The organism is Kitasatospora sp. HUAS MG31, from assembly GCF_040571325.1.
GTDB lineage: Bacteria > Actinomycetota > Actinomycetes > Streptomycetales > Streptomycetaceae > Kitasatospora > Kitasatospora camelliae.
On sequence record NZ_CP159872.1, the window covers coordinates 483847 to 499763 of the forward strand.

The 15917-nt window shown below is 75.0% G+C and carries 17 protein-coding genes and 1 pseudogene; 11 read left to right on the plus strand and 7 right to left on the minus strand.

Annotation, left to right across the window (positions count from 1 at the left end; genetic code table 11):
* Positions 1-32 precede the first annotated feature (32 nt).
* Together ABWK59_RS02340 and ABWK59_RS02345 are read right to left on the minus strand one after the other, a co-directional pair.
* Positions 33-521 carry a GNAT family N-acetyltransferase gene (locus ABWK59_RS02340; protein ID WP_354637570.1) on the minus strand — a complete coding sequence of 163 codons (489 nt, stop codon included), beginning with the start codon at positions 519-521 and terminating at the stop codon, positions 33-35.
* 64 nt (positions 522-585) lie between these two features.
* Positions 586-1755, minus strand: a complete 1170-nt coding sequence (locus tag ABWK59_RS02345; protein ID WP_354637571.1) for an FAD-dependent oxidoreductase — start codon at positions 1753-1755, stop codon at positions 586-588.
* Between the two features lie 319 nt (positions 1756-2074).
* On the opposite strand from ABWK59_RS02345, the gene ABWK59_RS02350 reads away from it, so the two are divergent.
* Positions 2075-2566: a sortase gene (locus ABWK59_RS02350; RefSeq protein WP_354637572.1), complete on the plus strand. Its 492-nt coding sequence runs from the start codon at positions 2075-2077 to the stop codon at positions 2564-2566.
* Between the two features lie 32 nt (positions 2567-2598).
* Positions 2599-2700, plus strand: a pseudogene (locus tag ABWK59_RS02355) (class F sortase); the annotation flags it as partial.
* Between the two features lie 482 nt (positions 2701-3182).
* On the opposite strand, the gene ABWK59_RS02360 reads toward ABWK59_RS02355, so the two are convergent.
* Positions 3183-3968, minus strand: a complete 786-nt coding sequence (locus ABWK59_RS02360; protein WP_354637574.1) for a transglycosylase SLT domain-containing protein — start codon at positions 3966-3968, stop codon at positions 3183-3185.
* Between the two features lie 1141 nt (positions 3969-5109).
* On the opposite strand from ABWK59_RS02360, the gene ABWK59_RS02365 reads away from it, so the two are divergent.
* The 7 genes from ABWK59_RS02365 to ABWK59_RS02395 all read left to right on the plus strand — a co-directional run bounded on the left by ABWK59_RS02365 (position 5110) and on the right by ABWK59_RS02395 (position 10871).
* A complete protein-coding gene (locus tag ABWK59_RS02365) occupies positions 5110-5853 on the plus strand; it encodes a class I SAM-dependent methyltransferase (protein ID WP_354637575.1) in 744 nt (247 codons plus the stop codon).
* A gap of 835 nt (positions 5854-6688) precedes the next feature.
* Complete coding sequence (locus ABWK59_RS02370) at positions 6689-7183, plus strand: peptidylprolyl isomerase (protein WP_354637576.1); 495 nt, start codon at positions 6689-6691, stop codon at positions 7181-7183.
* 838 nt (positions 7184-8021) lie between these two features.
* Complete coding sequence (locus ABWK59_RS02375; RefSeq protein ID WP_354637577.1) at positions 8022-8603, plus strand: GNAT family N-acetyltransferase; 582 nt, start codon at positions 8022-8024, stop codon at positions 8601-8603.
* Positions 8604-8677: 74 nt separating this feature from the next.
* Positions 8678-8839 carry a hypothetical protein gene (locus ABWK59_RS02380; RefSeq protein ID WP_354637578.1) on the plus strand — a complete coding sequence of 54 codons (162 nt, stop codon included), beginning with the start codon at positions 8678-8680 and terminating at the stop codon, positions 8837-8839.
* 89 nt (positions 8840-8928) lie between these two features.
* Positions 8929-9255: a hypothetical protein gene (locus ABWK59_RS02385; RefSeq protein ID WP_354637579.1), complete on the plus strand. Its 327-nt coding sequence runs from the start codon at positions 8929-8931 to the stop codon at positions 9253-9255.
* A gap of 171 nt (positions 9256-9426) precedes the next feature.
* Positions 9427-9930 carry a SigE family RNA polymerase sigma factor gene (locus tag ABWK59_RS02390; protein WP_354637580.1) on the plus strand — a complete coding sequence of 168 codons (504 nt, stop codon included), beginning with the start codon at positions 9427-9429 and terminating at the stop codon, positions 9928-9930.
* Between the two features lie 188 nt (positions 9931-10118).
* Positions 10119-10871 (plus strand): hypothetical protein, encoded by a 753-nt coding sequence (locus tag ABWK59_RS02395; protein WP_354637581.1) that lies wholly within the window; start codon positions 10119-10121, stop codon positions 10869-10871.
* Between the two features lie 37 nt (positions 10872-10908).
* On the opposite strand, the gene ABWK59_RS02400 is transcribed toward ABWK59_RS02395, so the two are convergent.
* Both ABWK59_RS02400 and ABWK59_RS02405 read right to left on the minus strand, forming a co-directional pair.
* A complete protein-coding gene (locus tag ABWK59_RS02400; protein ID WP_354637582.1) occupies positions 10909-11670 on the minus strand; it encodes an SDR family NAD(P)-dependent oxidoreductase in 762 nt (253 codons plus the stop codon).
* A 93-nt stretch (positions 11671-11763) separates the two neighbouring features.
* Complete coding sequence (locus ABWK59_RS02405) at positions 11764-12270, minus strand: cupin domain-containing protein (RefSeq protein WP_354637583.1); 507 nt, start codon at positions 12268-12270, stop codon at positions 11764-11766.
* Between the two features lie 207 nt (positions 12271-12477).
* On the opposite strand from ABWK59_RS02405, the gene ABWK59_RS02410 reads away from it, so the two are divergent.
* Positions 12478-12873 carry a hypothetical protein gene (locus tag ABWK59_RS02410; RefSeq protein ID WP_354637584.1) on the plus strand — a complete coding sequence of 132 codons (396 nt, stop codon included), beginning with the start codon at positions 12478-12480 and terminating at the stop codon, positions 12871-12873.
* 70 nt (positions 12874-12943) lie between these two features.
* On the opposite strand, the gene ABWK59_RS02415 is transcribed toward ABWK59_RS02410, so the two are convergent.
* Entirely contained in the window at positions 12944-13573 is a 630-nt protein-coding gene (locus ABWK59_RS02415; RefSeq protein ID WP_354637586.1) for an MBL fold metallo-hydrolase, read from the minus strand.
* Positions 13573-14658 (minus strand): S-(hydroxymethyl)mycothiol dehydrogenase, encoded by a 1086-nt coding sequence (locus ABWK59_RS02420; protein WP_354637587.1) that lies wholly within the window; start codon positions 14656-14658, stop codon positions 13573-13575. The genes ABWK59_RS02415 and ABWK59_RS02420 overlap by 1 nt, the downstream gene beginning before the upstream one ends.
* Before the next feature lie 162 nt (positions 14659-14820).
* Here ABWK59_RS02420 and ABWK59_RS02425 point away from each other — a divergent pair, with 162 nt between their 5' ends.
* The gene (locus ABWK59_RS02425; RefSeq protein WP_354637588.1) at positions 14821-15879 is read left to right on the plus strand and encodes a hypothetical protein; all 1059 of its coding nucleotides are present in this window, start codon (positions 14821-14823) and stop codon (positions 15877-15879) included.
* Positions 15880-15917 lie beyond the last annotated feature (38 nt).

Below are 15917 nucleotides of genomic sequence, written 5' to 3' on the forward strand. Positions count from 1 at the left end.
TCATGATCCGCCTTGGCGGCGGGCGGCGACCCTCAGAGCGCGCGGTGCATGACGTACAGGTCGACGAATCCCCGGGCCGGGTGCCGGAAGCCCTCCGGGACCGTGCCGACGATCGCGAAGCCGAGCGACCGGTACAGCTCCACCGCGCGGGTGTTGGTGGCCACCACGGCGTTGAACTGCATCGCCCGGAAGCCCTCCGCCCGGGCCCACTCCAGGGCGTGGGTGCACAGCGCGCGGCCGACGCCGCGACCGGCGTGGTCCGGGTCCACCATGAAGCTCGCGCTGGCGACGTGGGAGCCGTTGCCCGCCTGGTTGTTGTTCATCTTGGCCGATCCGAGGACCCGGCCGGTCGCGTCGGTGGCGACGACCGTCCGGTTCGGGGCGTGCAGCATCCACCAGTCGCGGCCGGTCTCCTCGGTGAGGTCGACGGGGAAGGTGAAGGTCTCGCCGGCGGCGACGATGCGGTGGAAGAAGGGCCACACGGCAGGCCAGTCCTCGACGGTGGCCTCTCGGATCATCATCCCGCCAGGATGACGCCGGACAGCCCCGCCGTGCCACCGAATTCCGGGCGGGCGCGTCCGGTGGTCAGCCAGCCGCCGGCCGCGGCCCGGCGATCGACTCCGCCATCAGCCGGCGCCCGGCCACGGTGGTCAGCGCGCCGCGCACCGCCGCGTCCCGGACGGCCCGGGCGGGGCCGGAGCGCAGGGTGAAGGCGCGGGTGGCGAGGTCGGTCCGGGCGAGGACGCCCAGCGCGTCGGCCCGGCGCCGGCGCCGCCAGGCGGCGAGCGGGTCGGCCGCGGGACCGGCCGTGCGGGCGGTGGCCGCGGGCAGCACCGAGGCGAGCGAGACCGCGTCCCGCAGACCGAGGTTGAGGCCCTGCCCGCCGATCGGGCTGCACACGTGGGCCGCGTCGCCGATCAGCAGCACCCGCCGGGCGCCGCGCGGCCCGGCCAGCCGCCGGTGGGTACGGAAGGTGCTGGTCCAGCGGCACTCGCGGACCGTCGCCGTCCAACCCCGGGCCGCCGCCTCGGCGGTGAGCGCCGCCGCCCCCTCCTCGCCGTCCGCCTCCGGACCGCCCTGCGGCAGGTGCAGGACCACCCGGGCCCAGCCGTCCAGGTGCATCGGCAGCACCACCATCAGCCCGCGCGGCCCGCCGACCATGTGCACCAGGGCCGGGTCCAGCGACGGGCCCTCCACCCGCAGGTCCGCCAGCCGCCAGGTGCCCGGGTACGTCCGCCCCCGGAACTCCGTCCCGCTCAGCGCGCGCATCACGCTCGACGCCCCGTCGGCCGCCACCACCCAGCGGGCGCGCAGCCGGCCCACCGTGTCCGCCCGGACGGTGACGCCCTGCGCGTCCTCCTCGACGCCGTGGACGGCCACCGACCGGTGGACGCGGACACCGTGCCGCTCCGCCTCGGCCGCGAGCAGCCCCTCGGTGGCGCACTGCGGGACGGTGAGGATGTACGGGTACGGGGAGCGCAGCCTGGCCAGGCCGAAGCCCCCGAGCCGGCGCCCCTGCGCCCACATCTCCACCGCGTCGACCCGGCGGCCGAGCGGGTGCAGCGCGGCGGCCAGGCCGCTCGGCGTGAGGGCTTCCAGGGTCCGCGCGTGCAGGTCCGTCGCGCGGGACTCGGTGACCGGGCCGCCCCGCCGCTCCAGCACCACCACGCCGAGCCCGGCCCGCGCCAGCAGCAGCGCGGCGCACAGTCCGACCGGCCCGGCCCCCACCACTGCCACATCCGCGTCCACCGCCACGGTGATCACTCTAGGGAGCGGGTCGAACGGCCCGGGGAGCCGGGGTGCCGACCCCGCTCCCCCGCCCGGTCGCGCTGCGCGGGGAGGCGCGGCCGGCTGAGGACCTGCCACCCGTTGGCACGACCCGGCGCGGGGTTCCGCGCGACGCCCGTCCCGACTCCCGTGACCTGCGCGGACCTCCGTGCGGTCCACCCGTTCGGGCGAGGCCGGCGCCCGCTCGCCCGATTGCGGAGCCGACGGTTGGTCGATCTCCTCGATCGGAGAGCACGCCCCCAGCCCGCCACGGACAAGCGGCCACGTGCTCCCCCCGGAGGATCCCATGCACACCGCACGTGTCGTCCACGGTTCCGCGCTGGCCCTCGGCGCGCTCGCCCTGTCGGTCCCCACCGCCTCCGCCGAGGAGGCCGGCCTCCGCATAAGCCCGGAGCGCGCGGCCCCCGGCTCGACCGTCACCGTCAGCACCACGGCCTGCGGGCCGGACGTGACGTACGGCAAGGGCAGCACCGAGGCGGGTGGGACGTTCCACCTGTTCGAGGGCGCGAACAAGGGCGAACTCGCCGGCACGTTCGAGGTGCCGGCGGACGCCCGGGCGGGCAGCGACACGATAACCGTGAAGTGCCCGCCGCGGATCAAGATGACCGGGACCTACGCCGTCACCCGGCACCCGAGCGGCGCGGTCGCGGCCGGCGGCGGAGGCACGGCGCAGGCGGACACCGGCCGGACCGCCCTGGGTGGGGTGCTGATCGCCGGGGCGGCGGCGGGCGGCGCGATGAAGCTCCGGCGGCGGATGCGGGCCGGCGGCCGGTCCTGAGCCCCCTGCCTCCCGCCTCTCCCGCAACCGTCCGCGCCGAACTGCGCGTGATCACCTGCGGCGGCGGCTACACCAGGCGCACCGGCTACCTCGGCAACGTGGTGGTCTACGCCACACTCTCCGCCGTGCGGTGACGGACCGCACTCCCCCGCCCACCGCGTGACCCGGGCGCGGACACGAGCGGACATGAGCGGGCCCCCGCACGAATCAGCCATGACAGCGCGGGGGCCGGGTGTACTGCCGTCGGGGGGAGCGATAGTACGGAACCGATCCTACGGGCCCGCCGGACACCCGACAGGGTGGCGGAGCCGAGCGAATCCGCCACGGTTCACGCCAGGGCGTACGCCACCCCCGAATCGGCCCCGACAACCGGGCAGCCCACCCCTCGGGGCACCCGCTGCGGCGGGGCCGGAGGCGTCGGCGCGGGGCACGGCGGCGTACGTCGGCACGCGGCGCGACCGGCCGGTGACGGACGCCGGCCGCCCATGCCCGGACGGAGGGCCGGCCGGCGCCGGTGCCGTCCGGAAACGCCCCCGGCCCACCCCGCGGTGTGCGGGGTGGGCCGGGGTACTCGCTCGGCGCGCCGAGCGGGCGTGGCAGACGGGACAGGGGCCGATTAGTAGCCCCGCCAGTACGCGCCGTAGCCGCGGGCGGCGGCCATCTTGTCCATGCCGCCGTAGGTGGCGTCGCAGTAGCGCGAGCTGGCGACCAGGTTGTCGACGGGGTTGCGGATGTCCTTGTGACCCGGCAGCGCGAAGGCGTTGAAGGTCGGCTGGATCATCTGGGTCAGGCCGATGGACGGGGTGCCGATCTTGGCGTTGCTGTCCCAGCCGTTGACCGCGTTCGGGTTGCCGGTGGACTCGGCCATCGCGGTGGCGCGCATCGCCTTCGCGGACGGGACCGGCTTGCCGGCGGCGGCGAGGACGTCACGGGCCTCGGCGATCCAGCCGTCCAGGTTGTTCGGGTAGCTCTTCTTCGCCGGGGCGGCCGGCTTCGGGGCGGCCGGCTTCGCGGCCGGGGCCTGCTTCGCCGGGGCCTGCTTGGCGGGGGCCTTCTTCGCCGGAGCCGGGGCGGGCGCGGGGGCCGGAGCCGGGGCGGGCGCGGGCGCCGGAGCGGCGGGCTGCTCGGCCGGGGCGGGGGCCGGGGCCTCGGCGGCCGGGGCGGCAGCCTCCGGGGCGGGGGCGCGCTCGGCGGAACGGGAGGCCGCCTCGGCCTCGGCCTGCGCGGCCTGAGCGGCCTGCGCGGCCGGGTCCGCAGCGGCGTCCGCCTGCTGGGAGGCCACGGCGGCGGGCGGGGTGGAGTCGTCACCGAAGGCCTGGCTGACCGGCACGGCGGTCCCCAGCACCACGGCACCCAGCACGCCCACGGTCAGCAGACCGTCCGGCACGCGGTGGTGGCTCACGAGGATTCCGGGAAGCCGGCGCAGGCTCTGCGGGATTCGACGCACGTCCGATTACCTCCGAGGTGTCGTGGATCACCCGCACTGCATCCCGGAGCAGGCGCACGGCAGCGCCCTCGGACCCGGGTGGGTGATCTCCGGCGGCGTACCTCGCCAACCGGCGTGCGCAGCCCTCGTCGTGGTTGCTGCGCAAAGACGCCCTCGGGAGCAGATCCGCTCCGGGGGGCGCCACGACCGATCCTGGAGGACTTTCCGAACTCGGGCAAACCCCTCAAGATCACTGGGAAACGCCCGAATCGGAAGATCGTCGCCACACGAACTACTTTTGCCTCACGGCGAGTTGGGCCGGGAAGGGGGCCGGTCGGCGGGCCGCCGGACCCGCTCGGCTATGAACAAGCTCACAGGGCGCCCCAGGCGGCCCGAAACCGCCCGAACCGGGGCCTTCGACGCCGTCCCGGGAAGATCGCCGAGCCGCCTGGGATCACCCAACTCGGCTGCACTGAAGGGATGTTGATGCGGTCGCCCGCGTCGACCGGCCGCCGCCCGGCCATCGGCGCCCACGGCGCCGCGACCCCTCCCCCAGCCCACCCGTCGCACCCCCGGCGACCCCTGTGGTCCCGGGCACACGCGCGCCGTTTCGCCGGCCCGCCAGGTGACCCGGACCACGCGGGCGGGTCCGGGGACGTGACCGGCGCCACCCACGACCCCGTCCGCCCTGCGGTGACCGCCGCCACACCGGCGACCGGGCGCGGTCGGGCGGTCGCCCGTCGCGCTCGACTTCGCTCCGCCTGTAAGAGGGGACAGACCGGTTCACGCGTCCGGACCGCGGGGTGACGGGCCGCATCGATCCCGCGGAGCCCGGCAGGCGCCGGCGGTCGTGAACCCGTGGCGCACGGTGGCCTGCCGTACCGCCGCCGCTACGCAGCGCCATGGCCACCGCAGGCTCCGGAGGCCCGGGCCCGGTCGCGATCCTGGAGTGGACCTACGGCCCGGCCCGCGTCGCCCGGCCGACTTCTTGTGCCATCGGACAGTACGGCGGCCGGACCGGGCGGAGGAGACTTTCCGCCACGACAGCGGCCCGGCGGGCCTCCGCTTCCGGAGACCGGCCCGGCCGCGTACCGGACCGAGCAGGAGGGGGCGGCACGTGAGCGTGCAGCAGTACGACAGGATCGGCGAGGCGTTCGAGGGGTTCAAGTCCCTGCCGTTGATGCAGTACGGGGAGGTGCCGAGCTTCCTGGGGATGGTCGGGGACGTGAACGGCCGGTCGGTGCTCGACCTGGCGTGCGGGACCGGCTTCTACAGCAGGGAGTTCAAGCGGCGTGGCGCCACCGAGGTCCTCGGCGTCGACATCTCCGTCGAGATGGTCGCCGCCGCACGGGAGATCGAACGGCGCGACCCGCTGGGCGTGCGGTACGAGGTCGGAGATGTGGCCGAACTGCGGCCGCTGGAACGGCAGTTCGACATCGCACCGGGTGTGCAGTGTCTCAACTACGCCGAGGACATCGCCGGGTTGGAGCGGATGTGTCGCAACATCCACCGAAGCCTGGTGCCCGGCGGGGAGTTCTTCGTGCTCGCCCAGAAGCCCGACTACGCCTTCGACTGCGCATCGCTGGCCAGCTACGGGTTCCGCTGCGAGCCCTCCGGCGAGGAGGCCGAGGCGGGGCCCCGGGCGCGGGTGACGGCCCTCCTCGACCCGGAGCCGATCAGCATCGTCGCCACCGTCCCGCGCCGCGAGGTGTACGAGGAGTGCCTGGGGGCGGCCGGCTTCGCCGGGGTGGAGTGGGTTCCGCTGCAGATCTCCGAGGCCGGCCTCCGCACGTACGGCGAGGAGTTCTGGGCGGACCTCCTCACCCACCCGCCGCTGGAGATGCTGCGCTGCCACGCCTGACCCGCCGTGGCCCGGCCCACCGGCCGGGCCACCGGCCCGACGACGCGGCCGGACGCGCCTTCGGTGGCATCCCGCCGCCCGGCGAAGCGGGCGACGAGGAGTGAGCTCATGAGTGACGACGTCCTGTCGGTGATCCCGACCGACCCGTGGTGGCAGCCGGATCCGTCCGCCGCCGACCGTGCCGCGGCACTCGTCGCCGACCTCCTCGCCGGAACCTCGGACACCGGCGCCGACGAGGACGAGGACGAGGAGAGCGACGCCGAGGTCGAGGTCAGCTGGTACGGGAGCGTCACAGCCGTCGACTGCGGCGAGAACCTCGAACGGATCGGCTGCCCCGACTGCGACTCCTCCATCGACCTCGCCTGGTGGGCCGACCTCCTCGATGCGCATGGCGAGGACGGCTTCCGGTCGCTCGACGTCGAGGTCCCCTGCTGTGGCGTCGCCACCCGGCTGGACCGGCTGGAGTACGCGTGGCCGTGCGGATTCACCCGCTTCGAGATCGAGGTCTGGAACCCCGGGCGCGGAGGGTTCGACGAGCAGGGGCTGGACGCGCTCGGGGAGGCGCTGGGACATCCCGCCCGTCAGATCATTGCGCACATCCGACCTCCATCGCACCTCGTGCCGCCCGCGGGCCCGCCACGCCGGTCCGGGGGCGGCACGTCGCAATCCGATCGAAAGCGCGTTCCATCGCCGTCCGCGACGAGCGAACCGCCCTACCGGCAGCGGGGTTTGGCCGGGCAGGGGTCACCCGGGCGGCGTGTCGCGGTGGTGGACACACCCTGCCGAAGGGGGTGGGAGACACGACAGGGTGCGAGGAGGTGGCAGGATCAGGGGCATGAGCAACGTCTACTTCGACATCACCATCGACGGCGCGCCGGCCGGCCGAATCGTCTTCAAGCTCTTCGACGAGACCGTCCCGAAGACCGCGCAGAACTTCCGCGAGCTCGCCACCGGCCAGCACGGTTTCGGTTACGCCGGTTCGCCGTTCCACCGCGTCATCCCCGAGTTCATGCTGCAGGGTGGCGACTTCACCGCCGGCAACGGCACCGGCGGCAAGAGCATCTGGGGCGGCGAGTTCAAGGACGAGAACTTCCAGCTCCGCCATGACCGGCCGTTCCTGCTGTCGATGGCGAACGCGGGCCGCAACACCAACGGCTCGCAGTTCTTCATCACCACCGTGGTGACCCCGTGGCTGGACGGCAAGCACGTCGTCTTCGGCGAGGTCGTCGAGGGCAGCGAGCTGGTCAAGAAGATCGAGTCCCTGGGCTCTCCGTCCGGCGCCACCCGTTCCAAGATCGTCGTCGCCGCCTCGGGCGTCGTCGAGAAGTGACCAGTCGGCGGGCGGGTCCGGTCCGGCCCCGCCCGCCCTCCTCCGCCCCGCACAGAGCATCGGGCACTCGGGCACTCGGACTCCCACGACCTGCGTCAGCGTCCCCCAGGGGAGCGGTGTGAAGACGGTGGCAATCTCGCCCTCCGTCCCGCGCAAGGCGGGGCCTACCATGCCCGGATGCGCATCCTCGGACTGATCTTCGCCGGTACCTCGACCGAGCACCGCGGCTCCATGACCGGGTTCCTGCGGGACACCCTCGGCCTCACCCCCGCGCTGGTCGACGGGGTGGAGGCGGACCTCTTCCGGCTGCCGGACGGTTCGACCTTCGCCGTGGCCTCGCCCGGCGGGATGGGCGACACGGAACGTTCGCTGGCTTCCTGGTGGACGACCTGCCCGCGGCCGTCGCCGAACTCCGGTCCGCCGGCGTACCGGTGGGCGAGACCTCGGAAACGCGGACGGCCGGTACGCACACTTCCGCGCCCCGGACGGGCAGCTCTACGAACTCGTCCAGCGCTTCGGGACGCCGCCCCGGTAGCCGTCGGCCGGAGCCCCCGCGCGAACCGGCGTCGGGACGACGGAGGCCCCCGCGCGAATCTGCCATGACAGCACGGGGGCCTGGTGTACTGCCGTCGGGGGAGCGATAGTACGGAACCGATCCTACGGGCCCGCCGACCGTCCACCGGGGTGGCGAACCCCTGCGAAACGGCGGGATTCCGCGCCACCGCCACCGCCAGACCGCCGTCAGAGCGCCGCAAGACCGCCGCCGGGCCCGAGGGCGCACCCGCCCGCGCCCCGGACATGCCTTGGCGCGGGCGGGCGGACCGGACAGAATCGGCGGGTGCCGATCCTGTCCTTCCCCGAGCCCGCCACCCCGTCCGACCTGCGCCGGCAGGTGCGCGGACTCCAGGAGCAGGCCTGGCCCTCCCCGCCCGGCGAGGCCGCGCCGCTCGACGCCCCGGTCCACGATCCCGAGCTGCGACCGCTGTCCCTGCTGCTCGTGGAGGACGGGACGGTGCTGGCCGCCCTGGACATCCTGACCAAGGACCTGGTGCACGCCGGTGCGCGGTTCGCCGCCGGCGGGCTCAGCACGGTGGTGACCCGGCGGGACATCCGAGGCCGGGGGCACGGCCGGCGCCTGGTGACCGCGGTCCGGGAGGCGATGAGCGAGCAGCGACTGGACCTGGGCCTGTTCACCTGCGACCGCCCGCTGGAGGGGTTCTACCGCAGTGCGGGCTGGCGGCTGGTACCCGGCGCCGTGCTGGTCGGCGGCACCCCGCAGGACCCGTTCCCCAGCGACCGGCCCGGGTTCGACAAGGTCACCATGGCCGCCTTCCTCTCCCCCGCGGCCCGGCGGGCCGAGGCCTCCTTCCACGACAGCCGCATCGGGCTGTACCCGGGCGTGATCGACCGGCTCTGGTGACCCCGCCCGGCACCGCCGCTCCCCCACCGCGCCCGGCAGTTCGACCTGCGGGGCCCGGGAGTTCATCCCGTCGCGTGCGCATCATCTGGACGCACCGGGCATCGTCCGCATACGCGTTCGCCGTCTACTTCCCGGAGATCGGCCGCTCCACCGCCTGCGCCACCGTTCCGGCGTACGGCGACCACACCTACACCTACCTGGCCCGGAGTACGGAGTGGCAGATCCGCGCCTGTTGAGCGGGGCCCGGACACCTGGCCCCCGCCCGACCGGCGCACCGACCGCGCCCCGACCCCGTACCCACCCCCGACCGGACAGGACCGACCCGATGAACCGTAAGACCACCGTCCGCAGGCTCCTGACGGCGGCCCTGGTCTCCGCCGGGACGGCGCTCTCGCTCACCGCCGTGGCCCCGGCGACACCCGCGGCCGCCGACCCGGGCTTCTGCGGGGCCCGCGCCGGGGCGAGCGCCGGCGGCAACCCTTCCGACGTGATCTACACCGTCTACAACCGGTGTTCCGGCGCCCACGCGTTCAAGGTGTACCTCCCCCACGCGGGCCGCTGGAGCGCCTGCCAGTCCGCTCCCGGGTACGGCTACGCCTACTTCGCCCTCCAGTACGCCGACGCCGACTGGCAGGTCTACGCCTGCTCCTGACGCTCCGACGCGGCTCCCGACCGGACGTCGAAGTCGCCGGAGGGGCGCCCCCGCCGGGCCGGTCGGGGGCCGGGTCCCCACCCGACGCAACATTTCGCGCGGCCCGTCCCGTCCAACCGATGAAGGGACGGTGCGCAGCGCCGCGGAGCGAGGCAGGGGGGCCGAGGACGGATGTCGCCGGAGCAGGAGAACGGGTTCGAGGATTTCGTCGCGGCGCGGCAGGCGGCGCTGCGCCGGACGGCGTACCTGCTGTGCGGGGACTGGCATCTGGCGGAGGATCTGGTGCAGGCCGCGCTGATCCGGCTGTACGCCCGCTGGACGCGGTTGCGCGATCCGCAGGCGGCGTTCGGTTATGCGCGGACCACGCTCACCCGGGCGTACATCGACGACCGGCGGCGGCGTTCCAGCGGGGAGGTGCCGGGTGCCGAGCTGCCGGACCGAGCGGCCGCCGGGGCGGACAGCGACCGGCGGTTGGCGCTGATGGCGGCGCTCGCCCGGGTGACGCCGGGGTACCGGGCGGTGCTGGTGCTGCGGTACTGGGAGGACCAGAGCATCGAGGAGACGGCGGCGATCCTCCGGCGGAGTTCGGGGGCGGTCCGCTCGGACGCCCACCGGGGTCTGGCTCAGCTGCGGTCGATCCTGGGCGGGTCGATCAACGAGATCGCCGCCGGCTGAGCCGCCGATCCGCGTCGCCCTGACCGACAGGATCGACAGGACCTGCGGGCCGGCCCGTCCGGGTACTGGCCCGGGCCACCGGCCGGAGAGCGGCGGCCGCCCGGCACGACGCCGGACCACAACCGCGAACCACGAACCATGACGGCGGAGTACCGCCACGGCTGCCCGCCGAGGGCGAGGAGAGAGACATGGCAGGGGACGAGGACCTGGACCGGGACCACCGGATGACCCTCACGCTGTTCCGCGAGGTGCTGGACCAGCCGGAGCCGCCGGTGCGGTCGTCACTGGCCGAGGTGCGGGCCGGGGGACGGCGGTTGCGCCGCCGGCGGAGGCTGACCGTCGCGACGGCCGTGGCCGCGGTCCTGGTGGTCGGCGGGACGGCCGCGGCGGGGACCGGCCTCTGGTCCGCGCCGGGGGTGGGCGGGCCGGCGGGCGGGGGCGACGGTGCCACCTCGGCGCCGCCGCGCCAGTACGGCATGGGTGACCTGGACGAGTTCCACGACCGGTTCCTCGCTGCGCTGCGGACCGGGTTGCCGTCCGGCTACCGGGAGGTCGCCGACGGCGGCGGGCCGACCAGTGCGCGGCTGGTGCGCGAGGACGGGACCTCGTACGCGGTGAGCGCCCTGATGGGTACGCCGCTGGCGGCCGGTGCCCGTCCGGACGACCCGTGCGAGGCGAGGGCCGGGGTGACCACGACGGCGTTCCGGGACTGCCGGGTGCTGACCCTTCCGGACGGCTCGACCGGGTGGCTGAGCCGCGGTGTCACCAACCCGGTGTCCCAGGCGGTCCTGGCCACCCCGGAGGGCAAGGTGTTCGGGCTGGGCGGGGTGCCGGGCGGGGGCACCCGTGACCCGATTCCGCTGGACGACCTGGAGGCATTGCTGCGCTCGCCCGGTCTCGTGAGCCTGCTCCAGGGCACGCCGCTGGACGCCCCGGGGTGACGGCCCCGGCCGTGCGGGTCGAGGGGGTGGCGGGCGGTCAGTCCGCGACGGCGCCGCAGGTGATGTTGATCGAGGCGGCGGTGATGCTCGCGGCCCGGTCGGAGGCGAGGAAGGCGGCGACCTGGCCGACGTCCGCCAGGGTCGCCGCGCGGCGGAGCATGGTCTTCCCCACGATCATCTCGGTGATCGCGTCCCGTCCCGGTTCGTCCGCCGGGATGGTCTCGGTGATGCCGCCGGTGTGCAGGGTCGCCACCCGGATGCCGTACGGGCCGAGTTCGGCGGCGAGTTGGCGGCGGAGCGTGCCCATCGCCTCCAGGGCCACCTGGAAGCCGCCGATGTGGTAGTCCCGGATCGGGTCGTGGCCGCCGTCCCCGCCGAAGGTGAGGATCACTCCCGAGCCCTGCCGGATCATGTGCCGGGCGGCCGCCCGCGCGGTGAGGAACAGGGACCGGACGGCGTTCAGCACCGGGCGTTCGAACGCCTCCAGGGACATCTCGGCCAGCGGGGTGCCGTGCACGTCGCCGAGGGAGATCAGGTCGAAGGAGACGTCGATGCCGCCGAACCGCTCGGCAACGCGGTCGGCGTGCCGGTCCACGGCACTCTCGTCGAGCGCGTCCAGGACGGCGGTCTCGGCGGCGCCGCCGACCGCGCGGATCTCCTCGGCCGCCCGGTCCAGCCGGGCCTGCGTCCGGCCCGCCAGGTGGACCCGGGCGCCCTCCCGCGCGAAAGCCTTCGCCACGGCGCTCCCGATGGCGCCTCCGCCGCCGTAGATCACGGCGTTCCTGTCCTTGAGCAGCACCCCGGCCACCTCCTCGTACCCGACGGCTTTCAGGAGAGCGGCTCGCCGGCGGTGGTCCGGGCAGGCGGTCCGGCGCGTCCGGGTGATCCTCGTTCAGTCCTGGTCGGGCTCCGGGCGGCAGTAGCGGTGGATCAGCTCCTCGTGGCCCGGGAAGCGGCGCAGCAGGTCGCCGGCGCGACCGAGGGTCATGTCGGCGTAGTCGAACCCGGGGGCGACCGCCTCGCTGATCAGGCCGTGGTCGCCACCGGTGAGGTGGGAGGCCTTCCAGACGCCGCCGGGCACGGCGAGCACCAGCAGCTGGCCGCGGGCGGGGTCCTGTCCGAGCACGGCGGTCTCGTACCGGCCGTCGGGGTGCAGCAGGTGGTAGGTGATCGGGTCGCCGTGGTGGTGGAAGTGCAGGATGTCGGACCGGTTGAGGTGCCAGTGCCCGATCGGTGACCAGGCGGTCAGCAGGTACTGGATGGAGGTCATGGTGTACCGCTCGCCGTTCGGCGTCGGCACCCGCTCCCGGTGGTCGGCCTGGAACGTCCGCCGGAAGTACCCGCCCTCCACGTGGGGTTCCAGCCCCAGCCGGTCGATCCACTCCCGTGCCGTGACCATCGCCGTCCTCCTCGCCCGTCCTCGCCCGGCGCGGCCCGCCCGGGCCGGTGTCCGCCGCGTGCCCGGTGTCCGCCGCGTGCCCGGTGTCCGCCGCGTGCCCGGTCTCAGCCGGGCGCGCGGCACCATTATCGGTTGCGTACGCCCGGAAGCGGCGGGCAGTCTGACCCCCGGTCGGCTGTCTCCAGCCGCGGCGGGACGGGGGTTCGCGTGTTCAACCGGGTGGTCATCGAGGTGGTGCCGGATCCGTCCGGGTGGCCGGAGCGGCTGCGGTTCCTGGTCGACGGCGAGGACCTCGCGGCGGGGGCCGGCGCCACGGGGTCGTACGCGCACCGGCTGCTGCCGCCCACCGGGCCCTCACCCCTGGATGCGACGGCGGAGGGTAGGCGGGTGGTCCTGGGCGAGGCCACCGGGTGTGTCGGGGAGTGCTGCGGCTTCCTGGCGATGTCCGTCCGGAGGGCCGGCGGCCTCGTGGAGTGGGCCGACTGGGCGGTTCCCTACGAGGAGGCGCGGCCCCCGGCGCTCCACATCGAGGCCGACCTCTACGACGTGGAGCTGGCCCGGGCCGTGGCCGCGTACCGGGGCCGGACCGCCGCCGCCGGGTGACCGCCGCATCGGGTGACGGCGGCCGCCGGCCGCGGGGTTCCGTGGCTGCGGGGTCCGGTGGCCGCGGGGCTCAGTGGCCGCGGGCGATCCACTCGTCGAGGTGCGGGGCCTCGGCCGCGATGGTGGTGGAGTCGCCGTGGCCGGTGCGGACGACCGTCTCCGGCGGGAGGGTGAGCAGCCGGTCGCGGATGGAGGCGATGATGGTCGGGAAGTCGGAGAAGGACCGGCCGGTGGCGCCCGGGCCGCCCGCGAAAAGGGTGTCGCCGCTGAACAGGGTGCCCAGGTCGGGCGCGTGGAGGCAGACCGCGCCGGGGCTGTGCCCCGGGGTGTGCAGCACGGTCAGCCCGGTGCCGGCCACCGTCAGGCGCTGCCCGTCCGCCAGTTCGGCGTCCGGCTTGAAGCCGGGGTGGGTCTGGTGCCAGAGCTCGCGGTCCTCGGGGTGGAGCAGGACGGGCGCGCCCGTCAGGTCGGCGAGCTCGGGGGCGGCGTTGATGTGGTCGTTGTGCCCGTGGGTGCAGACGATCGCGAGCAGCCGGCGGTCGCCGACCGCGGCGGCGACGGCCTCGGCGTCGTGGGCCGGGTCGATGACCAGCACCTGCTGGTCGTCGCCGATCAGCCAGACGTTGTTGTCGACCTGCCAGGTGCCGCCGTCGAGGGTGAACTCGCCCGAGGTGACCAGGTGTTCGATGTGCGCGGCCATCAGAACAGCACCACCGATCGCAGCACCTCGCCCTTGTGCATCCGCTGGAACGCCTGCTCGACGCCGTCCAGCGGAATGGTCTCGCTGACGAAGGCGTCCAGGTCGAGGCGGCCCTGCAGGTACAGGTCGATCAGCATCGGGAAGTCCCGGTCGGGCAGGCAGTCGCCGTACCAGGAGGACTTGAGGGCGCCGCCGCGGCCGAAGACGTCCAGCAGCGGCAGGTCCAGCTGCATCTCGGGGGTGGGGACGCCGACCAGGACCGCCGTCCCGGCCAGGTCGCGGGCGTAGAACGCCTGCCGGAAGGTCTCGGGGCGGCCGACCGCGTCGATGACCACGTCGGCGCCGTGGCCGCCGGTGAGTTCGCGGATGGCCTCGACGGGGTCGGTGGCGGAGGAGTCGACGGTGTGGGTGGCGCCGAGGCTGCGGGCGCCGTCCAGCTTGCGGGCGTCCAGGTCGACGGCGATGATCCGGGCGGCGCCGGCGAGCCGGGAGCCCAGGACGGCGGCACTGCCGACGCCGCCGCAGCCGATGACGGCCACCGAGTCGCCGCGGCCGACGCCGCCGGTGTTGATGGCCGCGCCCAGGCCCGCCATCACGCCGCAGCCGAGCAGCCCGGCGGCGGCGGGCGAGGCGGCCGGGTCGACCTTGGTGCACTGGCCGGCGGCGACCAGGGTCTTCTCCGCGAAGGCGCCGATGCCGAGGGCCGGCGAGAGCTCGGTGCCGTCGGTCAGGGTCATCTTCTGCTTCGCGTTGTGGGTGTCGAAGCAGTACCAGGGCCGCCCGCGCTTACAGGCACGGCAACGGCCGCACACGGCGCGCCAGTTGAGGATGACGTAGTCGCCCGGGGCGACCTCGGTGACGCCCTCGCCGACCGACTCCACCACGCCGGCGGCCTCGTGGCCCAGCAGGAAGGGGAAGTCGTCGTTGATGCCGCCCTCCCGGTAGTGCAGGTCCGTGTGGCAGACCCCGCAGGCCTGGACCTTCACCACCGCCTCGCCCGGTCCGGGATCGGGCACCACCACCGTCGTCACCTCGACGGGCGCACCTTTGGACCGTGCGATCACACCCCGAACCTGCTGGGCCATCAGAGCATCCTCGATTCAGTCGGTTCCGCCAGTGTAGGTGCGACGGGGCGTCCCGTCCCGGATAACGGACGGTCCGGTCGGCAGGTCGTCGGACGGCGCGGTGTGCGGGGTCCTCCGGCCCCTGCCGGGCCGGGTGTCCGGCGGCGCGGGCATACTGGCGCGATGCCGATAGCCGACGATCCGTTTCCGGACCCCTCCGACGATCCGCACGCCTCCGGCCGTCCGGACCCGTCCTCGCCGGACCCGTTCGACGGGCTGGTGCTGGACGAGGCCTTCGTCCGCGGGGCCACCGTCAAGGAGCCCTCGGCACGCACCCGGATGCTGACCGCCCGGTGGCGGCTGGAGCCCCCGGTCGATCCGGGCGGTCGCCGCTGGTCCCCCGGGTCGGCCAGACCGGCGAGATCGGCCGGATCGGCCGCGGCCCCGCGCCGGACGGGGGCGGGACGCTGGTACCTGCTGCTCGCCGGGCTGGCCGTGGTCGCCGCGCTGGCCGGGGTGGTGTGGGGGCCGCAGGGCGGGCTGCTGTCGGCGCGTGACCCCGGCACCCGCGCGGCGCCGCCGCCGGTGCCCGGCTCGCCCCGGCCGGCGGCGGACGTCGCGCTGCCCGGCGGCGGAGTCTCCGACGGGAGCCGCTGCGGGACGAAGGGCTACCACCGGTACGCGCTGCCGCCCGGTACGGCCACCGGGCTGGACGCCGGGGGCCGGGAGACGGCGGCTCCCGGGCCGCGGATGCACCTCGGCGCCTACGGGGTCGCGTCCACCGGGGCCTCGGATCCGGGACGGTTCACCTTCGACCTGGAGTTCTCCGCGCCGCAGCCGGTGGAGCTGACCGTGCCGTCGGGGGTGGCGGTGGAGATCGAGGGGCCTGACGGCCTGGTCGGCGGCGCGCACGACCTGCCGGTGCGGTTCGCCGATACCGTGCCGCGCTCGGCCGAGGGCCGGGTCCAGCTGGGGCCCGGCGCCAGCTGGTCGGCCGAGGTGGTGCTCCCGGCCGAGGCCCTGTGCCCCGGGTTCGACGCCTTCGCGGTCCAGCAGCGGCTCGCCCCGCCGACCGACGCCTCGAACACCATCACCGGCCGGCCGGCCTACACCCTGACGGTCTCGGTCTCCGACCCGGCGATCGGCGCGGCCCGGAAGGCGGCGGGCTCGCCGGTCACCGGCGACGTCCTGGGGGCGACCAACCTGCTCCCCGCCCCGGAGCCGGCCGGCAAGCCGGTGTAGCAGGGTCCGGGGCCCGCGCCGCCCTTCCCCGGGGCTAC